The organism is Stenotrophomonas sp. NLF4-10, from assembly GCF_022359915.1.
GTDB lineage: Bacteria > Pseudomonadota > Gammaproteobacteria > Xanthomonadales > Xanthomonadaceae > Stenotrophomonas > Stenotrophomonas daejeonensis.
Genome location: NZ_JAKSEE010000003.1, coordinates 3,056,705 through 3,081,249 on the forward strand (window position 1 = coordinate 3,056,705; position 24,545 = coordinate 3,081,249).

Below are 24,545 nucleotides of genomic sequence, written 5' to 3' on the forward strand. Positions count from 1 at the left end.
CCAACCAGGGTTCTACCCCGAAATCACGGACGGTTGTGAAAGAGCTTGGAACTCCCGATCGCGCCTGGCGACTCTTCGCCGCATCCTCGGGTTATGGAACCGCTCGACGTATTCGAACACATCAGTCTTCGCTGCATCGAGTGTCAGGTACTTCGTGCGGTAGATCCGCTCGCGCTTGAGCACGCCGAAAAACCCTTCGCAGGCCGCGTTGTCGCCGCAGTGTCCCACCGCGCTCATCGAACAGACCAGGCCGTTTCTCGACAGATACCGCTGGTAGTCGCCGCTTCGGAATTGACTGCCGCGATCGGAATGCAGGATCACCGGCTCCGCGCCTTGCCGCTGCCATACCGCCATCTGCACCGCCCGGATCACCATGTGCCGGTCCTGCCTGTGGTGCATCGACCAACCCACCACGCGCTGGTCGAACAAATCCAGCACGATGCATAGATACAGCTTGCCTTGTCCTGTTTTGATCTCAGTGATGTCGGTGACCCATTTGGTCTCCGGCTCCAGTGCGGTGAAGTCCCGCTCCAGCAGGTTGCGCACGCCCGGAGGCGTGAGCGCCGGCCGTCCGCGCTGACCGCGCCGCTTCGGGCGCGGCCAGCCCTGCAAACCCTCGGCCGCCATCAGTCGCGCCACGCGGTTCAAGCTGGCCGACTCGCCCTGATCGACCAGGTCTTCGTGCATGCGACCGGCGCCGAGAGTGCCACGGCTGTCCTCGTGCATCTCGCGGATTCGCGCGGCCAGGCGCTGGTTGTCGCGCTGTCGGGCGCTGGGCAGTCGCTGGCTCCAGTCGTAGTAACCGCTGGCCGACACCTTCAGGCAGCGGCACATCAGTCGAACCGGAAACGCGTCGCGGCAACGTTCGATCACCTGATACCTCAGGATGATCCCTTGGCAAAGAACGTCGCCGCTTCTCGCAAAAAATCCCGTTCCTTCCTCACCCGGGCCAGCTCGCGCTTGAGGCGGGCCAGCTCTTCGTCCCGGGGCGTCCCGCTGCCGCCGAAAGCCACCACCCCCTGGCTCTGGGCTTCCCGCTTCCAGCGGGTCAACAGGGTGTCGCGGATCCCCAACTCCCGAGCCACTTGGGCACAGCTCACACCCGGCTGGCTGGCCTGCTCAATAGCACCGCGCTTGAACTCGGCGCTGAACTTCCTTCGCTTCGACATGAACACTCCTCAGGCCTCGATCGGCCTTCTCGTAAGTGTCCGTGAAAACGGGGGTGAACCCATCCTCCTCTCTCCGCCAGATCATGCGAAACCCCTGACTCGTCAGGGGTTTTTCTTTGGGCGGAACCCATATCGGCGGGCACGGGTCGGGGCACAGGCCGATCATGGCAAACCATCGGCCCGGCGCGATGGCCGCTACACTTCCCATCATCGTTTCAATGGTGTCCGTCATGTCCGAAATCCTGGTCCCCGTCTCCTTCGGCGAGCTGCTCGACAAGATCACGATCCTGCAGATCAAGTCCGAGCGCATCAGCGACGCGGCCAAGCTGGCCAACGTGCGCAAGGAACTGGCTGCGCTGGAGGCCACCTGGTCCGCGCATCCGGCCGCGGCCGCGGACATCGGTGCCCTGCACGCGGAGCTGAAGGCGGTGAACGAGCAGTTGTGGGACATCGAGGACGACATCCGCCTGAAGGACAAGGCGCAGGCCTTCGACGACGGCTTCGTCGAACTGGCGCGCAGCGTGTATTTCCGCAACGACGAGCGCGCGCGTATCAAGAAGGCGATCAACCTCGCGCTGGGCTCGGGCTACGTCGAAGAGAAGTCCTACGCCGACTACGCCGCGCGTTGAACCACCCGTTTTGCAGGAGCGACGCAAGTCGCGACCTGGCTTTGTCGGGAAAGCCTCGTCGCGACTTGCGTCGCTCCTGCAGGGGGTTTCAGGCCAGGTGATCAGCCACGTAACGCTCGAACGCGGCGATGGCATCGTCCACCGTCACCAGGTCCATCACCCCGTCGAACTCGACCTTGGTGCCCCACTTCAGCGCGCTGGCCGGCTTGTGCAGGAAACGGCGGGCCGCGTCGTCGTAGCGGTCCACGCAATAGCGGCGGTCCGAATACGGGCCGCTGCGCTCGGGGTTGCTGGCCGCGTGCAGGCCCAACACCTTGGTGCCGACGGCATTGGCGATGTGCATCGGCCCCGAATCGGGCGTCAGCAGCAGGTCGGCGCGGGCCAGCAATGCCGGCAACTGCTTGAGCGTGTCCTTGCCGACCAGGTCCAGTGCCGGCCCGCGCATCGCCGCGAGGATCGCATCGGTGGTGCTGCGTTCCAGTTCGCTGCGGCCGCCGCACAGCACCACCTTCCAGCCGCGCGCGGCGGCATGGTCGGCCACCGCGGCGTAGCGGTCGGCGCGCCAGTTGCGGCGCGCATGGCTGGAACAGGGGGAAATCATCAGCACCGGGCGGCCATCGTCCTCCCACTGCGCGCGCGCCCATGCGTGCGCTTCCGGCGGCGTCCCCAGGTCCCACGCGACGTCGGTCTGCTTCAGGCCCAGCGGTTCGCAGAAGCTGCCGATGGCATCGAGCACGTGGATGCCCGGGCGGTCGGGGATGCGTTCGTTGATGAAAAGGCCGTGCAGGTCCTTCGAGCGCGACTTGTCGTAGCCGATGCGCCGCCGCGCCGGGATGAACGCCGACAGCACGTTGGCGCGGAACGCCACCTGCATCTGCAACAGCGCGTCGAAACCACCCGCCGGCAATTCGCGGCGCAGCGCGCGCATGCCGGCCAGCCCGCTGTTCTTGTCGTAGACGTGGAAGCCGACGCCCGGCAGGCCGTCGAGCAGCTTGTGCCCGGCCTTGTCGATCACCCAATGCAGCTCGGCGCCCGGCAGGCCGCGTTGCAGCGTGCGCACCAGCGGCAGCACATGGGTCACGTCGCCCAGCGCCGACAGGCGCAGCAGGCACAATGGGGAGGACGTTGCGGGCATGGTGTTGTTAGACTCGCCGGAATGGTCGCTTTCGACGCCACTGAAGCGCTGACGCCTTGCCGCGAAGGCCGCGGCCAGGGCGCCATTCTGTTCGACCACGAATATCTGCGGCAAGCCGAAGCCGCGATGTTCTCGCCCCCTTGGTGGGGCGACAAGGCGCGGCCGGTGGGCGCCGGCGGCCGCGGCGGCGCATGGTTCGTCAACGCGCCCTTCGGCCAGTGCGTGCTGCGCCACTACCTGCGCGGCGGGCTGGCGGCGCGGATCAGCCATGCGCATTACCTGTGGCATGGCGCCAACCGCACCCGCAGCTTCGCCGAATTCCGGCTGATGCGGAAACTGATCGCGCAGAAGCTGCCGGTGCCGCGGCCGGTGGCGGCGTTCTACATGCGCGACGGGCTGCGCTACCGCGCGGCCCTCCTGATGGAGCGGCTGGACGACGTGCGCTCGCTGGCCGACCGCGCGCTGGTCGCCGGGCGCGGCGCGCCGTGGGAGGAAGCCGGGCGCCTGATCGCGCGTTTCCACCGCGCCGGGCTGGACCATGCCGACCTCAATGCCCACAACATCCTGTTCGACGCCAATGGCCGCGGCTGGCTGATCGACTTCGACCGCGGCGTGCTGCGCATCCCCGCCACGCGCTGGCGCGAGCGCAACCTCAAGCGCCTGCTGCGCTCGCTGCTCAAGCTGCGTGGCGAGCGCAGCCGCGAGGACGTGGAGAAGGATTTCGCGCGCCTGCGCCGCGCCTACGACCTGGCCTGGAACCGGGGCGTGTGAAGTGAGCTGGGCACTGCGTTTCCTTGGCGTCGGCAACGCATCGGCGGTCGAGCTCGGCTCGCCGATGGCGGTGATCGAGCGCGACGGCCGGCCGTGGCTGACCATCGACTGCGGCGGCGAGGGCCTGACCGCCTACCACGCGCACTACGGCGCGATGCCCGATGCCGTGTTCGTCACCCACGTGCACCTGGACCACGTGGCCGGGTTCGAGCGCCTGTTCGTCGATACGTACTTCAACCCGCAACGGCGCGGCAAGGTCCGCGTGTACGTGCCGGCGCCGGTGGTGCCGCTGCTGCACCGGCGCGTGGCCGACTACCCGAACGTGCTGGCCGAGGGCGGCGCCAATTTCTGGGACGCGTTCCAGCTGGTCGTGGTCGGCGAGGCGTTCTGGCACGACGGCCTGCGCCTGGAGGTGTTCCCGGTGCGCCACCACTGGCCGGAAACCGCCTGGGGCCTGCGCCTGCAGGGCGCGCTGGCATGGAGCGGCGACACCCGCCCCATTCCGGAAATGCTGGCCCGTTACGCGGACGATGGCGAACTGGTCGCGCACGACTGCGGCCTGCACGGCAATCCGTCGCATACCGGCATCGACGACCTCGAACGCGAATACCCGCCGGAGCTGCGCGCGCGGATGATGCTCTACCACTACGCCAGCGCCGCCGATGGCGCCGCCCTGCGCGCGCGCGGGCACCGCGTGGCCGAGCCGGGGCAATGCGTGGCGCTGGCCGCGCCCACGACAGCGCAGGCGGAGCCATTCGCTTCCCCGTAGATGTCGGGCTTGCCCGGCATGGGGCTTTGCCGTGGAGGTTCCATGCGGGGCAAGCCCCGCATCTACAGCATGCCCAATATCACATGCTACGGCAGTTGGCAGGCCCGAAAAGGTGGCGGCCCCGCCGGCTGACCTCGGCGCCCGCGTCAGTCGATACCGTTGCTGCCTTCCGGCCCTGGCGGGATTTTCGACCTAGCGTCGCGAGGGGCCGACGGGGCCACCATAGACGCAGGCCGCGCAGTGCGCGGCCCGGTTTCGATGTTCCGCGCAGCATTGCGCGGGGTTGCGAGAAACTCGCGTGTCTGGCGGGAAGGGGGGGATTCGAACCCCCGATGCGCTATAAACGCATGCCTGATTTCGAGTCAGGTACATTCAACCACTCTGCCACCTTCCCGGCGGTTCCCGGCGAACCGGGCTGCGAATGATAAGGGGCGCGGGCGGCGTGGACAAGCGGTTTCTGCCCTTCCACCCTGGCAAGACGCTTGCCGTGCACCGGCCGCGGACGCGATGATGCAGGCCGCTTCCGCTGAAAACCGCCCCCGCCGGCGCCCATGATCGAATTCGGACACCTCAGCCACGTCGGCCTGCGCCGCCAGCTCAACGAGGACACCTACCACGGTGACAGCGAACTGGGGCTGTGGCTGGTGGCCGACGGCATGGGCGGCCATGCCTGCGGCGAGGTCGCCAGCGCGCTGGCGCGCGAGGCCATCGTCCGCGAGGTCCGCGGCGGCACCACGCTGCCGCAGGCGATCCGCATCGCCGACGAGGACATCATCCGCGCCTCGCGCCACCGCAACGACAGCCTGCCGATGGGCACCACGGTGGTTGCCGCGCGCGTGCTGGGCAACCGCTTCGAGGTGGCCTGGGTCGGCGACAGCCGTGCCTACCTGTGGCGCGACGGCAAGCTGGCCCAGCTCAGCCAGGACCACAGCTACGTGCAGGAGCTGATCGCGCAGGGCTCATTGACCGCCGAGCAGGCCCGCGCCCACCCGCACCGCAACGTCGTCACCCAGGCACTGGGCGTGACCGACCCGGCGCACCTGAATGTCGCGACGATGACCGGCGAGCTGCGGCCGGGCATGCAGTTGCTGTTGTGCAGCGACGGCCTGACCGAGGAAGTGGACGACACCGGCCTCGCCGATGCCCTTGCCCAGCACGACTGCAGCGCGCAGGAATGCGTGGACATGCTGGTCGCCGCGGCGCTGGACGGCGGCGGCTCGGACAACATCACCGCCATCCTGGTGCGCTGCCATTGAGCAACGCCGTCATGCCGGAACCCGCACCGTAGGTGCCGGGCTTGCCCGGTACAGGGCCTTCCCGGCGTCGCCTGCCACGAGCATGCGGGGCAAGCCCCGCATCTACGCGCTGACTGTTTCTTCCGCCTTCGCGCCATCCCACAGCGCATGGCCGGCCTTCTTGCGCAGGCGTTCCAGCCGCGCCGCATGCGCCTCCAGCTCGGAAGCGGTGACCAGCACGCGCGGGCGCGGCAATAGCACGGCGGCATCGAATACCTGCACCACGCCGCCGGCACTCGCCGCTTCCGCCTCCGGCAGGCCGAAGCCGATCTCCTCCTGCCCCGAGGTCAGCGCGATGTAGACGTCGGCCAGGATCTGCGCGTCGAGCAGGCCGCCATGCAGGTGGCGGTGCGAGTTGTCCACGCCCAGCCGCTTGCACAGCGCGTCCAGCGAGTTGCGCTGGCCGGGGAAGCGCTCGCGCGCCATCGCCAGGGTGTCGGTCACCGTCACCCGTTCGTCCAGCCGCCCCCTGCCCACGAGCAGCATCTCGTTCTCGAGGAAGCCCATGTCGAACGCGGCGTTGTGGATGATCAACTCGGCACCGTCGACATAGGCAAGAAATTCGTCGACGACCTCCTCGAAGCGCGGCTTGTCGGCGAGGAACTCCAGGCTCAGGCCGGTCACTTCCTGCGCACCGGCCTCGAACGCGCAGTCCGGCTTCAGGTAGCGGTGGAAGTTGTTGCCGCTGGGGCGGCGTTCGAGCAACTCCACGCAGCCGATTTCGACCACGCGGTTGCCCTTCTTCCATTCCAGGCCGGTGGTTTCGGTATCAAGGACGATCTGGCGCACGGGTTACCTCAGTTGCTTGCGGCGCCGTTGCGCACGTGGATTGCGGCATCGCGGGCCAACTGGTCCACGCGCTCGTTGTCGGGATCGCCATTGTGGCCCTTCACCCAGCGCCACTCGATCTGGTGCCGCTGGGTGGCAGCATGCAGACGTTCCCACAGGTCGCGGTTCTTCACCGGGTCGCCGCCAGCGGTCTTCCAGTTGCGCCGTACCCAGCCGGGCATCCACTCGGTGATGCCCTGGCGCACGTACTGCGAGTCGGTCTGCAGCACGATCCGGCACGGCTCGGTCAGCGTTTCCAGCCCCATGATCGCGGCCATCAGCTCCATGCGATTGTTGGTAGTATGCCCTTCGCCCCCAGCCAGTTCGCGTTCGTGGCCCTTGTAGCGCAGCAGCGCCGCCCAGCCGCCCGGCCCGGGGTTGCCGAGGCAGGCCCCGTCGGTGTGTATCTCGATCTCTTTCATCTTGCTCCGTCGTTCAGGTCGCCACCGGCCCGCGCCAGCCTACCGGCTGCGCTTTTTCCGGGCCGATGAAGGCTACCGTGCGTTTCTCGAATTCCAGCACGCATACCGCGCGCAATGCCGGCAACACCTTGCCGGCCGGCGCCGCCGCGTCGTTCCACAACGGGCCGACATGCCGCGTCGTGCGGATGCGCAGGCCCTCGCGCTGCAGACCGCTGCGGCAACGCAACGCCGTGGGCGGGCGCATGCCGCGCCACTGCCAGTGCCCGCGGTACAGGCTGTGGCGGTTGAGCAGGGTCAGCCACAGGCGCCCGCCCGGCATCAGCACCCGCGCGCATTCGGCCAGCAGCGGTTCCAGCTCCATCGTCGCCGGGTGCTGCAGCACGATGGCGTTGACCGCCTCGGACGGCAGCGGCAGCGGCAGGGCGCAGTACACGTCGCCCTCCCAGCCCGCGCCCTCCGGCGTCCGCTGCAGGCGCAGGCCGCGCCCGGCGGGGGCCGGCTGCGGGCGCCACGCGCTGCACGGCGCCAGCCACAGCCAAGGCTGTGCGGGGACGCCCTGCAACTGGTCGAGCAGATGGCGGTTTTCCATCGCCCTCACCGTTTCCGCACCCGTCTTCTCAAACCAGGTAGAGACTGCAGCTTGACGGGGGAACGGGGCGGCAGGCATGGTCCCAATTCTATGCGACTGACCGCCCTGCCCGCATTCCAGGACAACTACATCTGGGCGCTGCAGGCGCCGGACGGGCGCACGCTGTTCGTCGACCCGGGACAGGCGCAACCTGTGCTCGACGCGGTGGCGCAGGGCATGCAGCCGACGGCCATCCTGCTCACCCACCACCATGACGACCACACCGGCGGCGTCGCCGAGCTGCGCCGGCATTGGCCGCAGCTGCCCGTGTTCGCGCCGGAGGACGAACGGATCGGGCTGGAATGCGAACGGGTCGGCGAAGGCGCCCGGGCAAGCCTGCCCGGCTTCGACTTCACGGTCCTGGCCGTTCCCGGCCATACCCGCAGCCACGTCGCATTCCACGGCCACGACCACCTGTTCTGCGGCGACACGCTGTTCAGTCTGGGCTGTGGGCGCATGTTCGAAGGTACCCCCGCGCAGATGCTGGCCTCGCTGCAACGGCTGGCGGCGCTGCCGGCACGGACGCAGGTCTGCTGCGGGCACGAATACACCTTGGGCAATGCCGCGTTCGCGCGGCATGTCGATCCCACCAACGCGGCATTGCAACGCCGCCAGAAGGAAGCTCAGGACATGCGCAGCCGCTCGCTCCCCACCGTTCCCTCGCTGCTGAGCGACGAGCGGGCCTGCAACCCGTTCCTGCGCACGTCCGCGGCCCCCGTCGTCGCGGCCATTGCCGCACGGCTGGGGCGCGCGCCGGAGGACGAGGTGGAGGTATTCGCCGAACTGCGGCGTTGGAAAGACGGTTTCCGCGCGTGAAGCGGCACCTGCCGATGGCGCTGGGAGTGCTGCTCGGCGCCGGCAGCGGCATCGCCGCCGCGCAGTCGATCCCGGCCGGCGTCGGGCTGGCGCAGAACTTCGCAGCGCTGAACCGCCTGCCCACCGATCCGGCCGCGCTGCCGGCACCGCTCACGCGCAACGGCCACCTGATCCTCGCCAATTTCCGCGATGGCCTGGCCGCGCCGCAATGCGACAGCGAGGCGACCAACCCGCGCTGGCGCCGGCAGTTCGCGCATGCGCCAACACGGCTGGGCAACGCGGAGGATGACGCGCTGCCGCTGTTCGGCTACGTGGTCGACGAACTGCGCACCGCCGGGCTGCCCACCGAGTTCGCGCTGATTCCCTTCGTCGAAAGCGGCTACCGCCCCGGCGCACGCAACGCCAACGGGCCAGCCGGGTTGTGGCAGTTCATCGCCACCACCGCCCGCAACCACCGCGTGCCGATGGAAAAGGGCTACGACGGCCGGCTTTCGGCGGTGGAATCCACGCAGGCGGCGGTACGTTACCTCAAGACCCTGTACGGCATGTTCGGCGGCGACTGGCAGTTGGCGGTGATGGCCTACAACGCCGGCGAATACCGCATCCTGCAGGCACTGCGCCGGGGCGGCATGAACGCGCAGAACGCGCGCCCGGCCGAGTTGCCGGGGCTGTCGCCGATCACCCACGCCTACGTCGAAAAGCTGCACGCGCTGGCCTGCGTGCTGGAACAGGCGGAGCAGGAACCGGAGCTGATGGCGGCGCTGGACCGCCCGGTGCCGATCCTGCGCGGGCACAGCCTGCCGGCCGGCACCACGCTGGCCGAATGGTCGGCGGCGAACGCGCTGGACGCCACCCGCATCGCCCGCCTCAACCCGGCGCTCACCGGCAAACGCAACGGTGCCCGGGTGCTGGCCCCGGCCCTGCCCGAACCGGAGCCGGGCAGGCAGCCTTCGCCCGTGGTCGTCGCCGCCACCGAAAGCGAACCCGCGTCCGCCGCCGCTGCCGTCGCCACCGTGGCGGCAACCGGCACGCAGAGGCACACGGTCCGCCGCGGCGAAAGCGCCTGGTCGATCGCGCGCCGCCACGGCATCCCGTTGAAGGTGCTGCTGTCGCGCAACAACCTGGACGCCACTGCGGTGCTCAAGCCGGGCATGGTGCTGCGCTTCGACGATCCACGCTGATCGCGGCCTGCCTGCAGGAGCGACGTGAGTCGCGATGGGGCCTTCCCGGCAATCCCCGGTCGCGACTCACGTCGCTCCTGCAAACAATCCATGGCAGATGCCCCATATGGAAAACCCGGCCAGTGGCCGGGTTTTCCGTTTCAGCGATGCGTTGCGCTCAGAGCTGGGATTCCTGCACCTGCACCTTGAAGCGCTTGCGCATGCCGTCCACATAGGCCTTGGCCGCCGCCGCGCCGTCGATCTGGCTCAGCTGCTGCTTCAGCATCGCCCGCTGCGGCTCCGGCACTTCGTCGAGCTTGCCCGGCGTCACCTTGGTCAGCGCGAATACCGCATAGCGGCCGTCGTCCAGCACCACCTTGCCGTAGCTGGGCTTGTCGCCGGTGGGCGGGGTGGCGGTGAACACCGCGCGGTTGGCGGCCGCCGTCGGCATCGGCGCCGAGCGCGGCAGGCCCGGAATCGGCAGCAGCTGCAGGTGTTCGCCTTCGGCCAGGGCCTGCAGCGTCTGCCCGCCTTCCAGCTTGGCCAGCAGCGCGTCGGCGGCCTTCTTCGAGGCTTCCTCGGCGCGGTTCGCACGCACCGCCGCGATCACCTGCTCGCGGGCCTGCTCCAGCGGGATGGCCTGCTCCGGGGTGTGCTCGGTGACGCGGATCATCACGTTGTGGTTCGGCCCCAGCTCGATCGGGTCGCTGACCGTGCCGTCTTCCTTCAGCGCATCGGAGAACGCGGCACGCAGCACCGCCGGGTTGGCGGCAATGCCGCTGGCGGTGGCGCGGCTGAACGGCCCCAACGTCTGCACCGGCAGCTTCAGTTCCTCCGCGGCCGACTCGAGCACGGTCGGGTTCTTGTAGACCAAGTCCACCAGCTTGCCGCTGAGCTCGTTGAAGGCGCGCTCGGTGTCGGCCTGCAACTGCTCGGCCGCCAGCTGGTCGCGCACCTCCTCGAACGGCCGGCCTTCGCCGCCCTTGGTCTCGCGCAGCTGCAGCACGTGGTAGCCGAACTCGGTCTTCACCGGGCCGCTGACTTCGCCCGGCTGCATGGCGAACAGCGCGTCCTCGAACGGCTTGACCATCACCCCGCGCTCGACCCAACCCAGGTCGCCACCGGCCTCCTTCGAGCCCGGGTCGTCGGAATTGGCCCTGGCCAGCGCGGCAAAGTCGGCGCCCGGCTGCTTTGCTTCCTCGGCCAGCCTGGCCGCCTTGGCCTCGGCGCCCTCGCCGTTGCCGATCAGGATGTGCGAAGCCAGCCGCTCTTCCGGCTTGACGAAGCGCGCCTTCTCTTCCTCGTAGCGCTGGCGCAGCGTAGCGTCATCAGCCGCTGCCGCCGGCGGCATGCTGGCCGCGTCCAGCTCGACGTATTCGATGGACACGCTCTCCGGCTGGCGGAAGTCGGCCGGGTGCGCCTCGTACCACTGCTTGACCTGCGCATCGTCCACCGCCGCGGCATCCGCTTCCGGCGCCGGCAGGATCGCGAACTCGACGTCGCGGGTTTCGCCCAGCAGCTTCAACAGGCGCTCGCTCTCGCCCTGGGTCACGAAGCCCGACTGCGCCAGCGCGGTCGGGATGATCGACTGCTGCAAGCTGGTGCGCACCACCTGGTCGAACATCGCCGGGGTGCGCGGCGGCATGCTCTGCGCCAGCGTCAGCCGGTACTGCTCGGCGTTGAACTTGCCGTCGCGCTGGAAGGCCGGGATGCTGGCGATGTAGTCGCGCACGGTGGCATCGCCGATGACGATGCGTGCGTCTTCCGCGGCCAGCCGCACCACCTGTTCGTCGATCATCTGGTCGAGCACGACCAGCTTGTTCTCGGTGGTCTCGAACTCGCGCGGGTCGAAATCTTCGCCCTGCTGCTCGCGCGCCTGCATGCGCGCCTGCTCGAAGCGGGTGCGGAACTCGTCGTTGCTGATCTCATGGTGGCTCCACAGGAACGACATCGGCCACCACGACGGCGCCGAACGCCACCACGACGGTGGCGCCGATACCTTGGCCACGTTCTGCCCGCCGACGCCACCGAGGTAGCTGTTGTCGATCACGAACAGGAACGGGATCATCAGCAGGCCCATGATCACGGTAACGATCCAGCCTGAGGTCTTGTCGCGAAGTTTCTGCAGCATGGGAAAAATCAGGGCCTGATGGCGAGCCGGGCAGTGTAACCCGCTTCCCGCCCCACGCCCAAACGGCGGGCCTTGCCGCCATTGCGGGCAGCCAACGAAAAAGCCCCCGGCCTGCGCCGGGGGCTTTGCGATCAATGGCGGAGCGGACGGGACTCGAACCCGCGACCTCCGGCGTGACAGGCCAGCATTCTAACCAGCTGAACTACCGCTCCGCGTTGTGCTGCTGCGCCCCACCGACACCGCGGCGTGCGCGCCATTGCAGGGCAATGGCAGGGTGGAACTGGCGGAGCGGACGGGACTCGAACCCGCGACCTCCGGCGTGACAGGCCAGCATTCTAACCAGCTGAACTACCGCTCCGCGCTTTGACCCTTCGTTTCCCCGCGCCCTCGCGGGCGTCGGAGAAAACAAGGCCCCCGATCGCTCAGGGGCCTTCTTGAAACTGGCGGAGCGGACGGGACTCGAACCCGCGACCTCCGGCGTGACAGGCCAGCATTCTAACCAGCTGAACTACCGCTCCACATTTCAAAACTGCTTACTGACGGTGCTTCGTGGTGGGTGCTGAGGGTTTCGAACCCCCGACCCTCTCCTTGTAAGGGAGACGCTCTACCACTGAGCTAAGCACCCCCGGTGAGCCGCTTAGTTTACGGCATCCTTCAGGGCTTTGCCAGCCTTGAACGAGGGATTCTTCGAGGCGGCGATCTTGATGGTGTCGCCGGTCTTCGGGTTGCGGCCGGTGCGCTCGGCGCGCTCGCGGACCTGGAAGGTGCCGAAGCCGACCAGCGTCACCGCATCGCCCTTCTTCAGCGCCTTGGTGATTTCGGCAACGACGGCATCGACCGCACGGCCGGCTTCGGCCTTGGAGAGGTCAGCGGCAGCGGCAACGCCATCAATCAATTCGGTCTTGTTCATTTACGTAAAACTCCCTATGCGGACGATCCCGCGGAATAGATTGGGTTGGTCCCCGCCCATGACGGCAGCGGCGGCAACCGGAAGATCCTGCAAACACGCTGCCCGCTTTGACGCGGGCAGGTGGGTCGAGCTTTTATACCAGCGCCCCCCTACCCACGCAAGCCGAAAAGCCAGCAATGGCGCGGGTTTCAGGGCATTTCGCGTTCATCTTCAATGCTTGACGCGTGCGCTCGGCGCCGGCTTCGGCTTGCCGCGCATCGCCACCCGCTGGGCCTTGCCACGCGCCTTCCTGGGGGCCAGCGGCGTCTCCAGCGCGAGGTCCAGCACCTCGTCGATCCACTTCACCGGCACGATGTCCAGGTCGCGGGTGACGTTGGCGGGGATGTCGGCCAGGTCCTTGCGGTTCTCGTCGGGGATGATGACGGTGCGGACGCCGCCGCGCAGCGCGGCCAGCAGCTTCTCCTTCAACCCGCCGATGGCGGTGACGCGGCCGCGCAGGGTGATCTCGCCGGTCATCGCCACGTCGGCCTTCACCGGCACCTTGCTCAGCGTGGACACCAGCGAGGTGACCATCGCGATGCCGGCGCTGGGGCCGTCCTTGGGCGTGGCGCCGTCGGGCACGTGCAGGTGCACGTCGTGCTTCTGCAGGAAATCCACGTCAATGCCCAGCGCCTCGGCCCGCGCGCGCACCACCGACAATGCCGCGGTGGCCGATTCCTTCATCACGTTGCCGAGCTGGCCGGTCAGCGTCACCGCGCCCTTGCCGGGGATCAGCGTCGACTCGATCTGCAGCAGGTCGCCGCCGACCTCGGTCCAGGCCAGGCCGGTGACCAGGCCCACTTCGTTCTGCTCCTCGGCGCGGCCGAAGTCGAAGCGGCGCACGCCCAGGTACCTGTCGAGGTTGGCCGAATCGACCACGACGCGGGCCTTGGCCTTCTTCGCGGGCTTCTTCGCCGGCTTCACTGGCTGCGGGCCGGCCAGGGCGATCTCCTTGACCACCTTGCGGCAGATCTTCGCCACTTCGCGCTCGAGGTTGCGCACGCCGGACTCGCGCGTGTAGTAGCGCACGATGTCGCGGATGGCCGCTTCCTCGACCGCCAGTTCCTCCGGCTTCAGGCCGTTGGCCTTGAGCTGCTTGGGCACCAGGTAGCGCAGGGCGATGTTGAGCTTCTCGTCCTCGGTGTAGCCGGGGATGCGGATGACCTCCATGCGGTCCAGCAGCGGGCCGGGGATGTTCAGCGAGTTGGAGGTCGCCACGAACATCACTTCGGACAGGTCCAGGTCCACTTCCAGGTAGTGGTCGTTGAAGGCGTTGTTCTGCTCGGGGTCGAGCACTTCCAGCAGCGCCGAGGACGGGTCGCCGCGGAAGTCCATCGACATCTTGTCGATCTCGTCGAGCACGAACAGCGGGTTCCTGCTGCCGACCTTGTTGAGGTTCTGCACGATGCGGCCCGGCATCGAGCCGACGTAGGTGCGGCGGTGGCCGCGGATCTCGGCCTCGTCGCGCACGCCGCCAAGGCTCATGCGCACGAACTTGCGGTTGGTCGCCTTGGCGATGGACTGGCCCAGCGAGGTCTTGCCCACGCCCGGCGGGCCGACCAGGCACAGGATCGGGCCCTTCATCTGCTTCACCCGCGACTGCACCGCGAGGTATTCGAGGATGCGCTCCTTGACCTTGTCCAGCCCGTAATGGTCGGCGTCGAGCGTGTCCTGGGCGGCCTTCAGGTCCTTGCGCACCTTGCTGCGCTTCTTCCACGGCACGCCCAGCAGCCATTCCAGGTAGTTGCGCACCACCGCGGCCTCGGCCGACATCGGCGACATCTGCTTGAGCTTGTTCAGCTCGTTCTTCGCCTTGGCCTCCACCGCCTTGGGCATGCCGGCCCCGGCGATCTTGCGCGCCAGTTCCTCCAGCTCGCCGGGGGCCTCGTCCAGGTCGCCCAGCTCCTTCTGGATCGCCTTCATCTGCTCGTTGAGGTAGTACTCGCGCTGGCTCTTCTCCATCTGCGACTTGACCCGGCCGCGGATGCGCTTCTCCAGCTGCTGCACGTCGATCTCGCCATCGACCAGGCCCACCAGCATTTCCAGCCGCTCGCCCACCTGCAGGATTTCCAGCAGCTTCTGCTTGTCGGCCAGGCGCACGCCGATGTGCGCGGCGATGGTGTCGGCCAGCCGCGCCGGCTCCTCGATGCCGGCCAGGGTCTGCAGCAGCTCCGGCGGCAGCTTGCGGTTGGTCTTGACGTACTGCTCGAACAGCGACATCAGCGAGCGGGCGATGGCCTCGATCTCGCGCGGCTCGCGCGATTCGTCCGATTCCAGCTCCACGCCGACGCCCTGCAGCGAGCCGTCCTGCTCGCGGATCTTCTCCACGGCCACGCGCGACAGGCCCTCGACCAGCACCTTGATGGTGCCGTCGGGCAGTTTCAGCAGTTGCAGCACCTGTGCCAGCGTGCCCACCGTGTACAGGTCGGCCGCCGCCGGGTCGTCGGTCTCGGCCGACTTCTGCGCCACCAGCAGGATGCGCTTGTCCGCCTCCATCGCCCGCTCGAGTGCCTGCATCGACTTGTCGCGGCCGACGAACAACGGGATGACCATGTGCGGGAACACCACCACGTCGCGCAGTGGCAGGACCGGCAGGTCGAGGACTTCGGGTTTGTGCTGGGCCATGAGGGCTCCACTGGGTCAGGGGGCGGCCATTGAAAAGCCGATGGCCCCGTTATGGGGCCATCGGCTGGGGCTTGCAAGAGGCCGGGGGGCCTGCCGGTTCAGTCGCCGGAGGCGGCCTTGGCCGGCGGCGCCTCGTAGATCACGTAGGGCTCGGACTTGTGCTCGATGACCGATTCATCGACCACCACCTTGCTCACGTTCTCCTGCGACGGCAGGTCATACATGGTGTCCAGCAGCACCGACTCGACGATGGTGCGCAGGCCGCGCGCGCCGGTCTTGCGCTTGATCGCCTTCTTGGCGATCGCCGCCAGCGCGTCGGGGCGGAATTCCAGCTCGACGTTCTCCATCTCGAACAGCTTCTTGAACTGCTTGGTGATGGCGTTCTTCGGCTCGGTCAGGATCCTGACCAGCGCTGGCTCGTCCAGCTCCTCCAGCGTCGCCACCACCGGCAGGCGGCCGACGAACTCGGGGATCAGGCCGAACTTGATCAGGTCCTCGGGTTCCACCTCGGCCAGTATCTTGCCCACTTCCTGCTTGCGCTCGGCGCTCTTGACCTTGGCCCCGAAGCCGATGCCGCTGCTGTCCGAGGAACGCTGCTGGATCACCTTGTCCAGCCCGGCGAACGCGCCGCCGCAGATGAACAGGATGTTCTTGGTGTCCACCTGCAGGAATTCCTGCTGCGGGTGCTTGCGCCCGCCCTGCGGCGGCACGCTGGCCACGGTGCCCTCGATCAGCTTCAGCAGCGCCTGCTGCACGCCTTCGCCGGACACGTCGCGGGTGATCGACGGGTTCTCGCTCTTGCGCGAGATCTTGTCGATCTCGTCGATGTAGACGATGCCCTGCTGCGCCTTCTCGACGTCGTAGTCGCACTTCTGCAGCAGCTTCTGGATGATGTTCTCCACGTCCTCGCCGACATAGCCGGCCTCGGTCAGCGTGGTCGCATCGGCCATCGTGAACGGCACGTTGAGCAAGCGCGCCAGCGTCTCGGCCAGCAGCGTCTTGCCCGAGCCGGTCGGGCCGACCAGCAGGATGTTGGACTTGGACAGCTCGACGTCGTCGCTCTTCTGGCGGCTCTCGATGCGCTTGTAGTGGTTGTACACGGCCACCGCCAGCGTGCGCTTGGCGCGGTTCTGGCCGATCACGTACTGGTCCAGGACCTCGAGGATCTCGCGTGGCTTGGGCAGCGAACTGCGCGCCGACTGCGCCTTTTCCTCCAGTTCCTCGCGGATGATGTCGTTGCACAGCTCCACGCATTCATCGCAGATGAACACGCTCGGACCCGCGATCAGCTTGCGTACTTCATGCTGACTCTTGCCGCAGAACGAGCAGTAGAGAATCTTGCCACCGTCCCCGGAACGACCTTGCCGGTCTTCGCTCATGCTTCGCTTACCCAGTTGCCCTCCCCCATGAACAGGGGATTCGATTTCGAGAATAGCACAGGGCCGGACGGGCGCCAGCCCGGTTCCGACCCTGCGGAATTGCCGTGTTTTCGGCTGTTTGCCGCCGTCATGCCGGCTGGATCGACTCCTCCGAACGCCGGTCCACGACCTGGTCGATCAGCCCGTATTCCCTGGCGCCCTCGGCGCTGAGGAAGCGGTCGCGTTCCATGTCGCGCTCGATCTGCTCGATCGGCTGCCCGGTGTGGCTGGCGTACAGCCCGTTCAGGCGCTGGCGCAGGTACAGGATCTCCCGCGCCTGGATCTCGATGTCGGTCGCCTGGCCCTGCGCGCCGCCGGACGGCTGGTGGATCATCACCCGCGAATTCGGCAGGGCGAAACGCTTGCCCTTGGCGCCGGCCATCAGCAGCAGCGAGCCGGCGCTGGCGGCCTGGCCGATGCACATGGTGCTGACGTCGGGCTTGATGAACTGCATGGTGTCGTAGATCGCCAGCCCCGCGGTCACCACGCCACCGGGCGAGTTGATGTACAGGTTGATGTCCTTCTCGGGGTTCTCCGCCTCGAGGAACAGCATCTGCGCGACCACCAGGTTGGCGACGTGGTCGTCGATCGGGCCGACCAGGAAGATGATCCGCTCCTTGAGCAGGCGCGAATAGATGTCGTAGGCGCGCTCGCCGCGGCTGGTCTGCTCGACCACCATCGGAACCATGTTCAAGGCTGTGGTTCGGTTGTCCACGCGGGAATCTCCTGAGGTGTGTTGGAACCCCGCGCATGGAGCGCGGGGCCTTGCGGGCGACCCGCGCTTACGGGCGGATCGCGTCCTGGAACGACAGCGACTGCGCGGTGTGCTGGGCACGCTCGGCGATCCAGTCAATCACCTGCTCTTCCATCACGCGGTTCTGCAGGCCACCCATCAGCTGGGGGTCGTTGCGGTACATCTCAATGACCTGCTCCGGCTCCTCGTAGGTCGAGGCGATCAGGCGCATGGTTTCGTTCAGGCGCTTCGGGTCCAGGCGCAACTCGTTCCTGCGGGCGACCTCGCCGACCAGCAGGCCGACCAGCACGCGCTTGGACGCGGCGTCCTTGAAGCCCTCGTGGGCGTCGGCCGGCACGTTGCCGGGGTTGCCGCCCTGGCGGCGGATGGCATCGACCTGCTGGGCCAGCATCGCGCGGGCCTCGTTCTCGACCAGCCGCGGCGGCAGCTCGACGTGGGCGTAGGCGGCGATCAGCTGCTCGCCGACCTCGCGGCGCAGGCGGTTCATCAGCGCGCCCTTCAGCTCGCGCTCCAGATTGGAGCGGATGTCGGCGCGGAACTGCTCCAGCCCGCCGTTCTTGACGCCGAAGCTCTTGATGAAGGCGGCATCGACGTCCGGCACCACCGGTTCGGACACTTCGGTTGCCTTGACCGCGACCTTGACCTGCTTGCCGGCCAGCGCCGGCACCCGCCAGTCGGCCGGGAACTCGACGTCCAGCGTCTTCTCCTCGCCCTTGGCCAGGCCGACCAGGCCCTTCTCGATCTGCTCGAACATCATGCCCTGGCCGACGATGACGGTGCCCTTCTCGGCACCCTCGGCCGGCAGGCGCTCGTCACCGGCCTGCGACCAGGTTTCCAGCGCGACCAGGTCGCCTTCCCGCGCGGCGCGCTCGACCGCCTTCCAGCTGCGGCGCTGTTGGCGCAGGTTCTCGATCATCTGGTCGATGTCGGCGTCGGTGACCTCGGCGGTGTGGCGCACGACGGTCAGCTTGGTGACGTCGACGTCGCCGAAATCCGGCACCAGCTCGATGTTGGCGACGAAGTCGAACTCGCCCTCGCCGGCCTTCTCGATGCGCGGGTTGCCGGCGATGCGCAGCTCGTGCTCGCGCAGCGCGGCGTCGAAGGTTTCACGCAACAGGCCATCCATCGCCTCGGCACGCACCTGCGGCCCGAAGCGCTGCTCGACCACCTTGGCCGGCACCTTGCCCGGGCGGAAGCCCTTGATGCGCACGGTGCGCGCGATCTCGCCCAGGCGGCCATCGATGTGGCTCTGCAGGCGCTCCTCCGGCAGGGAGAAGGTCAGGCGGCGTTCCAGATTGCCGGTGGATTCGATCGAAGCTTGCATGTGGACTCCTGCCACCGGCGGCCCCGGGCCCCGGCACGAATGTGGACTGAAATGAATGACTTCCGGCAGGCACCTGTCCCCGCCGCAGCCCTATAGTTTGGCCGATTCCGGCCCTGGCCGCCAGCCTGCGCCCGGCACGCGGCGCGGCCGGACATCCGGACGACCCACGGATGGTGCGAAAGGGGGGACTCGAACCCCCACGCCTTGCGGCACTGGAACCTAAATCCAGGGCGTCTACCAATTCCGCCACTTTCGCATGCGACCGGCATTATCGCAGGCCGCCGGGCAAAAAACGCCCGGTCCGGAGGGGTGCCGCCAAGGAGGGCGGCGGCAAAGAAAAAGGCACCCGTGGTAGCGGGTGCCTGGATCTGGTGGGCTGTCAAGGATTCGAACCTTGGACCTATTGATTAAGAGTCAACTGCTCTACCAACTGAGCTAACAGCCCGTAAAACGCGAAACCACATCTTTCAACAAAACAGCCATCCGAAACTTCTGGATGGCTGTCGCAACTGGTGGGCCGTCAAGGATTCGAACCTTGGACCTATTGATTAAGAGTCAACTGCTCTACCAACTGAGCTAACGGCCCTGAAAAATCAGGGTGCACATGGTACCCGCACCCTTTGCTTCTTTCAACCCCGGCATGCATGCACGCCGGCGTCCTGTTCAATGGGGTGGCTGAGGGGATTCGAACCCCCGACCACCGGAATCACAATCCGGTACTCTAACCAACTGAGCTACAGCCACCACTGAAAACAACAACCCACCGCTTGCGCCGATTGGCGCGCCCGACAGGAATCGAACCTGTAACCGCCGGCTTAGAAGGCCGGTGCTCTATCCAGTTGAGCTACGGGCGCTCTGACCGGATCGTCGCACTCCAACGCACTGCGGTGCACTGGATGGTCGGGGTAGAGGGATTCGAACCCCCGACATCCTGCTCCCAAAGCAGGCGCGCTACCAGACTGCGCTATACCCCGGCGGTGAATCTCCCGAGGTTCCCCCCGAAAGGTCGGCTATTGTCGGAACTGCGCGACAGTCTGTCAACGGCGGATTGCATCGCCGCGCGTTTGGTTATGCTCGGGCATTCCCCCTACATCCGGAGCCTCACATGCGCAGCGGCAACCCCGCCCTCTCCGACTCCACCTTCCTCGACCTCGGCAGCGGCACCGTGGTGACCCGCGACGGCGGGACCATGACCCTCAACGGCACGGTCAACCGCACCGGCATCCTGTTGCTGCTGGCCGTGCTCACCGCGGCCTTCGCCTGGAACCATACCCTCACCGACGGCGGCGAGCTGGCCGCCGGCGCGCGCCTGTACCTGTGGGGCGGGATGATCGGCGGCTTCGTGCTGGCGCTGGTCACCATCTTCAAGAAGAGCTGGGCACCGGTCAGCGCGCCGCTCTACGCGCTGGCCGAGGGCCTGTTCCTCGGCACGATCTCGGCGATCTACGAGGCGCGCTTCCAGGGCATCGTGTTCCAAGCGGTGCTGCTGACCTTCGGCACGCTGTTCGCACTGCTGTTCGCCTACCGCAGCGGGCTGATCAAGGCCACCGAGAACTTCAAGCTCGGCGTGATCGCTGCCACCGGCGGCATCGCGCTGGTCTATCTGGCGACCATCGTGCTGGGCTTCTTCAACATCAACATTCCCTTCATCCACGACTCGGGCCTGGTCGGCATCGGCTTCAGCCTGTTCGTGGTGGTGATCGCCGCGCTGAACCTGGTGCTGGACTTCGACTTCATCGAAAGCGGCGTGGAAGCCGGCGCGCCGAAGTACATGGAGTGGTACGGCGCGTTCGGCCTGATGGTGACGCTGGTGTGGCTGTACATCGAGTTCCTGCGGCTGCTGTCCAAGCTGCAGTCGCGCAACTGATCTCCCGCCTCCCCCAGGAGCGACGTCGGTCGCGACGAGGCTTTCCTGGTGAAGCCCCATTCGCGACTGGCGTCGCTCCTGCAGTAAGGCTGGGAGCAGTACGCATGAAACGAAGAAGAGCGCCAACGGCGCCCTTCTTCTTCGACCGCATGGTCGCCCGCTTACAGCCGGCTGGCGATCGCCTTGGCGAAATCCATCGTGCCGCTGTTGCCGCCGAGGTCGCCGGTCAGCGAATCCCTGGCTTCCATGGTGGCGACGATGGCGTTGCGCAGGCGCTCGGCGTTCTGCGGCTGGCCGAGGTGGTCCAGCATCTGCGCCGCGCCCAGCAGCAGCGCGCACGGGTTGGCGATGCCCTTGCCGGCGATGTCCGGCGCGGTGCCGTGCACGGCCTCGAAGATGGCCGCGTTCTCGCCGATGTTGGCGCCCGGGGCCAGGCCCAGGCCGCCGACCAGGCCGGCGCACAGGTCGGAGATGATGTCGCCGAACAGGTTGGTGGTGACGATGACGTCGAACTGCTCGGGGCGCATCACCAGCTGCATGCAGGTGTTGTCCACGATCATTTCCTGGAACTCGATTTCCGGGTAGTTCGCGGCCACTTCGCGGGCGATGTTCAGGAACAGGCCCGAGGTGGACTTGATGATGTTGGCCTTGTGCACGGCGGTAACCTTCTTGCGGCCGGTGCTGCGGGCCAGCTCGAAGGCATAGCGCACGATGCGCTCGGAGCCCTTGCGGGTGATGCGGGTGCCGGAGAACGCGGTCTCGCCGTCGGCCGACACTTCCTGGCCTTCGCTCAGGTAGGCGCCTTCGGTGTTCTCGCGCACGGTGATCAGGTTGACGTTCTCGTAGCGCGACTTGGTGTTCGGGAACGAGATCGCCGGGCGCACGTTGGCATACAGGTCAAACTGGCGGCGCAGGGCCACGTTGATCGAGCTGAAGCCGCCGCCGACCGGGGTGGTCAGCGGGCTCTTCAGCGCGACCTTGTTCTTCTTGATCGACTCCAGCGTGGAAGCCGGGATCAGCTCACCGTGCTTTTCCAGCGCGGCCAGGCCGGCGTCGGCGAACTCGTAGGACAGCCCGGCGCCGAGCTGGTCCAGCACGAACAGGGTGGCGTCCATGATTTCCGGGCCGATGCCATCGCCGCGGATGACGGTGATTGTCTGCGTCATGTTTTGGGGTTCCGAACAGATGAGGGGGTGCGCGCCGGCCGGCTGCCCGGTATCAGGCGCGTCAGAAAGTTTCAACTGTCAATTATGCCCGATCCCCGCCCCCTGCCCCAACTGGACCAAGGTCGCAGGTTCAGCCGTGGTCGTGCCCGGCCGGGGCCTGCGCGGCCCCGGATTCGAGCTGGTCGAGGAAATCCACCGCCCGCCGCAGGTGCGGGATGACGATGGAACCGCCGACCACCAGCCCGACCGAGAACGTCTCGAACAGCTCCTCGCGGCTGGCCCCGGCGTCCTTGCACTGGGCCACGTGGTAGCTGATGCAGTCGTCGCAGCGCAGCACCAGCGAGGCCACCAGCCCCAGCAGCTCCTTGGTCTTCACGTCCAGCGCGCCGGCCTGGTAGGTCTGGGTGTCCAGCGCGAAGAAGCGCCGCACCACCTGGTTGGGCTCGGCGAGGATGCGCTGGTTCATGCGCTGGCGGAATTCGGTGAATTCGGCCAGGCGGTCCTTCTCCGCGCCGCTCATGCGCCCTGCCCCGCCAGCAGCGGTTCGAGCTTGCCCTCGCGGTGCAGCGCCATCATGTCGTCGTAGCCGCCGACGTGGACCTCGCCGACGAAGATCTGCGGCACGCTGGTGCGGCGGGTCAGCGTCATCATCTTCTCGCGCGCGGCCGGGTCCAGGTCGATGCGCACTTCGGTCCACGACTGCCCCTTGCTCTTGAGGAAGTTCTTGGCCGCCACGCAGTACGGGCACACGGCGGTCGAATAAATGGTGATCTCGGGGGTCTGGTTGCTCACGGGAAACTCCACGCGGGATTGTTGTCTGCATATGGTAGCGGCCGCGCCGATTCCACAGGCCCCTTGCACCGCCCGTCGCTGGAACACTGCGGGTTAATCTGTGCTTCACCCCGCCCCGCCGCTTCCCCGTCATCCTCCGTCCAGCCCCACCGGAGCCTTGCCTTGCGCACGCTGCTGCTCGCCACCGCCGTCACCCTGGCCTTGGCCACCCCGCTGTCCTCCGCCCAGGAGAGCAGGCTGCCGGACATCGGCTCGTCCGCCGGCGAACTGCTGACCCCGGCGCGGCAGGCCGAGTACGGCGGCATGATGCTGCGCGAGCTGCGCAACTATGGCTACCTGGTCGACGACCCGCTGGTCGACGACTGGCTGCAGCGCATGGGCACCCGGCTCGGCTCCAACAGCGCGCAGCCGCAGCAGGCATTCACCTTCTTCATGCTCAAGGACCGGCAGATCAACGCCTTCGCCACCCTGGGCGGCTACATCGGCATGAACGCCGGGCTGGTGCTGACCGCGCAGCGCGAGGACGAGGTGGCGGCGGTGCTGTCGCACGAGATCTCGCACGTCACCCAGCAGCACGTGCTGCGCAGCGTCGAGAAGGCGCAGCGCGACCAGATCCCGATCCTGCTGGGCATGCTGGCCGCGGTGGTCGCCGCGCAGCAGGCCGGCGGCAATTCCTCGGGCGACGCGACGATGGCCGCGATCACCTCCGGCATGGGCCTGATGCAGCAGTTGCAGATCAACTTCACCCGCTCCAACGAATCGGAGGCCGACCGGCTCGGCATCCGCACGCTGGCGCGCAGCGGCTACGACGTCGATGCGATGGCCGGCTTCTTCGAGCGCATGGCGGCGGCGATGCGCGGCAACGAGGGCGGCTATTCCACGCCGGATTTCCTGCGCACCCACCCGGTCACCGTCACCCGCATCAGCGAGGCCAAGGCCCGCGCCGAGCAGATGAAGAAGGACACGGTGCTGCTGACCACCACCACGCCCAGCGGCGTGCGCCAGGAGCGGGTGGACCCGTCCGACCCGGCCGCCGACCCGCTCACCACGCTGGGCAACCCGCTGCTGCCCGGCTCGATGCAGCTGTCGCTGCCGTCGCTGGACCTGCCGCGCGGCGCCAGCGGCCAGTTCGACTGGGCGCGCGAGCGCCTGCGCGTGCTCAGCGCGCCCACCCCGTCCGAACTGGTGCGCGAATACCAGGACCTGCGCCGCAGCCAGAAGGACGGCCTGAGCGACCCGCAGCGCTACGGCGTGGCCATCGCCCAGCTGCGCGACGGCGGCAAGGCGGTGCAGCAGGCGCTGCAGGAACTTCAGGAACTGCACGCCGAGTACCCGGACAACCTGTGGGTGGGCCTGGCACTGGGCGAGGCCGAATCGCGCAGCGGCCGCCACGACGACGCCAACCGCCGCTTCGACGCGCTGCTGCGGCAGCTGCCGCAGAGTCGCCCGGTAGCGCTGACCTACGCGCAGGTGCTCAACGAACAGGGCGGCGCCGAGGCCGGCAAGCGCGCCCAGGCGATGCTGCGCCCGCTGCTGGCGCGCGCCGGCGACGACCCGGTGTTCCAGCGCACCTTCGCCCGCGCCTGCGAACTGGCCGGCGACACCACCCGCGCCAGCGAGGCCTATGCCGAGGCCGCCTACCTGAACGGCCGCCCCGAGCAGGCGCTGCTGCAGTTCCAGGCATTGCTCAAGCAGCCGGCGCTAGATTACGTCGGCCGCGCCCGCGTCGATGCCCGCATCGAGGCGATCATGCCGACAGTGTTGGAGATGCGGCGGCTGGGCCAGCGCGACCCGGACATGCAGCGCCGGTAGGTCGGGGCCATGCCCCCGACGGTCGCACATGGGAGCATGTCGAGGTGTCGGGGGCGTAGCCTCGACCTGCGACCTGCGACCTGCG

At 67.7% G+C, this 24,545-nt stretch carries 23 protein-coding genes, 11 tRNA genes and 1 other RNA gene; 8 read left to right on the plus strand and 27 right to left on the minus strand.

Annotation, left to right across the window (positions count from 1 at the left end):
- Positions 1-12: 12 nt before the first annotated feature.
- A protein-coding gene (locus MIC98_RS14465) for an IS3 family transposase (protein ID WP_239734866.1) occupies positions 13-1,169 on the minus strand; the annotation gives its coding sequence in 2 pieces (ribosomal slippage) (positions 13-929 and positions 929-1,169; 1,158 coding nt in all).
- Positions 1,120-1,401 (minus strand): hypothetical protein, encoded by a 282-nt coding sequence (locus MIC98_RS14470; protein ID WP_239737638.1) that lies wholly within the window; start codon positions 1,399-1,401, stop codon positions 1,120-1,122. The genes MIC98_RS14465 and MIC98_RS14470 overlap by 50 nt, the downstream gene beginning before the upstream one ends.
- On the opposite strand from MIC98_RS14470, the gene MIC98_RS14475 reads away from it, so the two are divergent.
- Positions 1,400-1,798, plus strand: a complete 399-nt coding sequence (locus MIC98_RS14475) for a DUF6165 family protein (RefSeq protein ID WP_057639658.1) — start codon at positions 1,400-1,402, stop codon at positions 1,796-1,798. The two genes, MIC98_RS14470 and MIC98_RS14475, sit on opposite strands and share 2 nt — an antisense overlap.
- Positions 1,799-1,886: 88 nt before the next feature.
- Here MIC98_RS14475 and MIC98_RS14480 read toward each other — a convergent pair whose 3' ends face one another.
- On the minus strand, positions 1,887-2,933 hold the full coding sequence (locus MIC98_RS14480; RefSeq protein WP_239737639.1) for a glycosyltransferase family 9 protein: 1,047 nt from the start codon (positions 2,931-2,933) through the stop codon (positions 1,887-1,889).
- A 21-nt stretch (positions 2,934-2,954) separates the two neighbouring features.
- Here MIC98_RS14480 and MIC98_RS14485 point away from each other — a divergent pair, with 21 nt between their 5' ends.
- The gene (locus MIC98_RS14485) at positions 2,955-3,704 is read left to right on the plus strand and encodes a 3-deoxy-D-manno-octulosonic acid kinase (protein WP_239737640.1); all 750 of its coding nucleotides are present in this window, start codon (positions 2,955-2,957) and stop codon (positions 3,702-3,704) included.
- Between the two features lies 1 nt (position 3,705).
- A complete protein-coding gene (locus MIC98_RS14490) occupies positions 3,706-4,473 on the plus strand; it encodes an MBL fold metallo-hydrolase (RefSeq protein ID WP_239737641.1) in 768 nt (255 codons plus the stop codon).
- 118 nt (positions 4,474-4,591) lie between these two features.
- Here the strand turns inward: MIC98_RS14490 and ffs are convergent.
- Both ffs and MIC98_RS14500 read right to left on the minus strand, forming a co-directional pair.
- Positions 4,592-4,688: signal recognition particle sRNA small type (gene ffs, locus MIC98_RS14495), an RNA gene on the minus strand.
- 88 nt (positions 4,689-4,776) lie between these two features.
- A tRNA-Ser gene (locus MIC98_RS14500) sits at positions 4,777-4,867 on the minus strand.
- 157 nt (positions 4,868-5,024) lie between these two features.
- Between MIC98_RS14500 and MIC98_RS14505 the strand changes: the two genes are divergently transcribed.
- Positions 5,025-5,729 (plus strand): protein phosphatase 2C domain-containing protein, encoded by a 705-nt coding sequence (locus MIC98_RS14505; protein WP_239737642.1) that lies wholly within the window; start codon positions 5,025-5,027, stop codon positions 5,727-5,729.
- Positions 5,730-5,831: 102 nt separating this feature from the next.
- Here MIC98_RS14505 and dnaQ read toward each other — a convergent pair whose 3' ends face one another.
- The 3 genes from dnaQ to MIC98_RS14520 are packed head-to-tail and all read right to left on the minus strand — an operon-like array spanning position 5,832 to position 7,607.
- A complete protein-coding gene (dnaQ, locus tag MIC98_RS14510; RefSeq protein WP_239737643.1) occupies positions 5,832-6,557 on the minus strand; it encodes a DNA polymerase III subunit epsilon in 726 nt (241 codons plus the stop codon).
- Between the two features lie 8 nt (positions 6,558-6,565).
- A complete protein-coding gene (gene rnhA, locus MIC98_RS14515) occupies positions 6,566-7,018 on the minus strand; it encodes a ribonuclease HI (protein ID WP_239737644.1) in 453 nt (150 codons plus the stop codon).
- A gap of 13 nt (positions 7,019-7,031) precedes the next feature.
- A complete protein-coding gene (locus MIC98_RS14520; RefSeq protein WP_239737645.1) occupies positions 7,032-7,607 on the minus strand; it encodes a class I SAM-dependent methyltransferase in 576 nt (191 codons plus the stop codon).
- A 90-nt stretch (positions 7,608-7,697) separates the two neighbouring features.
- Between MIC98_RS14520 and gloB the strand changes: the two genes are divergently transcribed.
- Positions 7,698-8,462, plus strand: a complete 765-nt coding sequence (gloB, locus tag MIC98_RS14525; protein WP_239737646.1) for a hydroxyacylglutathione hydrolase — start codon at positions 7,698-7,700, stop codon at positions 8,460-8,462.
- 14 nt (positions 8,463-8,476) lie between these two features.
- Positions 8,477-9,643, plus strand: coding sequence for a lytic transglycosylase domain-containing protein (locus MIC98_RS14530; protein WP_239738199.1), 1,167 nt, complete (start codon positions 8,477-8,479; stop codon positions 9,641-9,643).
- Between the two features lie 157 nt (positions 9,644-9,800).
- On the opposite strand, the gene MIC98_RS14535 is transcribed toward MIC98_RS14530, so the two are convergent.
- The 16 genes from MIC98_RS14535 to MIC98_RS14610 all read right to left on the minus strand — a co-directional run bounded on the left by MIC98_RS14535 (position 9,801) and on the right by MIC98_RS14610 (position 19,797).
- The gene (locus tag MIC98_RS14535; RefSeq protein ID WP_239737647.1) at positions 9,801-11,753 is read right to left on the minus strand and encodes a peptidyl-prolyl cis-trans isomerase; all 1,953 of its coding nucleotides are present in this window, start codon (positions 11,751-11,753) and stop codon (positions 9,801-9,803) included.
- Positions 11,754-11,888: 135 nt separating this feature from the next.
- Positions 11,889-11,965: transfer RNA gene (locus MIC98_RS14540), tRNA-Asp, on the minus strand.
- 69 nt (positions 11,966-12,034) lie between these two features.
- A tRNA-Asp gene (locus tag MIC98_RS14545) sits at positions 12,035-12,111 on the minus strand.
- A gap of 83 nt (positions 12,112-12,194) precedes the next feature.
- Positions 12,195-12,271: transfer RNA gene (locus MIC98_RS14550), tRNA-Asp, on the minus strand.
- A 32-nt stretch (positions 12,272-12,303) separates the two neighbouring features.
- Positions 12,304-12,378: transfer RNA gene (locus tag MIC98_RS14555), tRNA-Val, on the minus strand.
- A 12-nt stretch (positions 12,379-12,390) separates the two neighbouring features.
- Positions 12,391-12,663, minus strand: a complete 273-nt coding sequence (locus tag MIC98_RS14560; protein ID WP_057640619.1) for an HU family DNA-binding protein — start codon at positions 12,661-12,663, stop codon at positions 12,391-12,393.
- Between the two features lie 210 nt (positions 12,664-12,873).
- On the minus strand, positions 12,874-15,327 hold the full coding sequence (lon, locus tag MIC98_RS14565; RefSeq protein WP_239737648.1) for an endopeptidase La: 2,454 nt from the start codon (positions 15,325-15,327) through the stop codon (positions 12,874-12,876).
- A 98-nt stretch (positions 15,328-15,425) separates the two neighbouring features.
- Positions 15,426-16,706 carry an ATP-dependent Clp protease ATP-binding subunit ClpX gene (clpX, locus tag MIC98_RS14570; RefSeq protein ID WP_057640617.1) on the minus strand — a complete coding sequence of 427 codons (1,281 nt, stop codon included), beginning with the start codon at positions 16,704-16,706 and terminating at the stop codon, positions 15,426-15,428.
- Positions 16,707-16,833: 127 nt separating this feature from the next.
- Positions 16,834-17,433, minus strand: a complete 600-nt coding sequence (gene clpP, locus MIC98_RS14575) for an ATP-dependent Clp endopeptidase proteolytic subunit ClpP (RefSeq protein ID WP_239738201.1) — start codon at positions 17,431-17,433, stop codon at positions 16,834-16,836.
- A gap of 94 nt (positions 17,434-17,527) precedes the next feature.
- Positions 17,528-18,823, minus strand: coding sequence for a trigger factor (gene tig / locus MIC98_RS14580; protein ID WP_057640616.1), 1,296 nt, complete (start codon positions 18,821-18,823; stop codon positions 17,528-17,530).
- A gap of 171 nt (positions 18,824-18,994) precedes the next feature.
- Positions 18,995-19,079 (minus strand) — tRNA-Leu (locus MIC98_RS14585).
- A gap of 113 nt (positions 19,080-19,192) precedes the next feature.
- Positions 19,193-19,268, minus strand: a tRNA-Lys gene (locus tag MIC98_RS14590).
- 65 nt (positions 19,269-19,333) lie between these two features.
- A tRNA-Lys gene (locus tag MIC98_RS14595) sits at positions 19,334-19,409 on the minus strand.
- Between the two features lie 81 nt (positions 19,410-19,490).
- A tRNA-His gene (locus MIC98_RS14600) sits at positions 19,491-19,567 on the minus strand.
- A gap of 33 nt (positions 19,568-19,600) precedes the next feature.
- Positions 19,601-19,677: transfer RNA gene (locus MIC98_RS14605), tRNA-Arg, on the minus strand.
- A gap of 43 nt (positions 19,678-19,720) precedes the next feature.
- Positions 19,721-19,797, minus strand: a tRNA-Pro gene (locus MIC98_RS14610).
- Positions 19,798-19,928: 131 nt separating this feature from the next.
- On the opposite strand from MIC98_RS14610, the gene MIC98_RS14615 reads away from it, so the two are divergent.
- Complete coding sequence (locus MIC98_RS14615; RefSeq protein ID WP_239737649.1) at positions 19,929-20,690, plus strand: Bax inhibitor-1/YccA family protein; 762 nt, start codon at positions 19,929-19,931, stop codon at positions 20,688-20,690.
- Between the two features lie 161 nt (positions 20,691-20,851).
- Here the strand turns inward: MIC98_RS14615 and MIC98_RS14620 are convergent, their stop codons facing one another.
- The 3 genes from MIC98_RS14620 to grxC form a co-directional block, all read right to left on the minus strand.
- Positions 20,852-21,856 (minus strand): isocitrate dehydrogenase, encoded by a 1,005-nt coding sequence (locus tag MIC98_RS14620; protein ID WP_239737650.1) that lies wholly within the window; start codon positions 21,854-21,856, stop codon positions 20,852-20,854.
- A 130-nt stretch (positions 21,857-21,986) separates the two neighbouring features.
- Entirely contained in the window at positions 21,987-22,376 is a 390-nt protein-coding gene (locus MIC98_RS14625; RefSeq protein WP_057640613.1) for a carboxymuconolactone decarboxylase family protein, read from the minus strand.
- A complete protein-coding gene (gene grxC / locus MIC98_RS14630; RefSeq protein WP_057640612.1) occupies positions 22,373-22,660 on the minus strand; it encodes a glutaredoxin 3 in 288 nt (95 codons plus the stop codon). The genes MIC98_RS14625 and grxC overlap by 4 nt, the downstream gene beginning before the upstream one ends.
- Before the next feature lie 150 nt (positions 22,661-22,810).
- Between grxC and MIC98_RS14635 the strand changes: the two genes are divergently transcribed.
- Positions 22,811-24,460, plus strand: coding sequence for a M48 family metalloprotease (locus MIC98_RS14635; RefSeq protein ID WP_239737651.1), 1,650 nt, complete (start codon positions 22,811-22,813; stop codon positions 24,458-24,460).
- Positions 24,461-24,545: the final 85 nt, after the last annotated feature.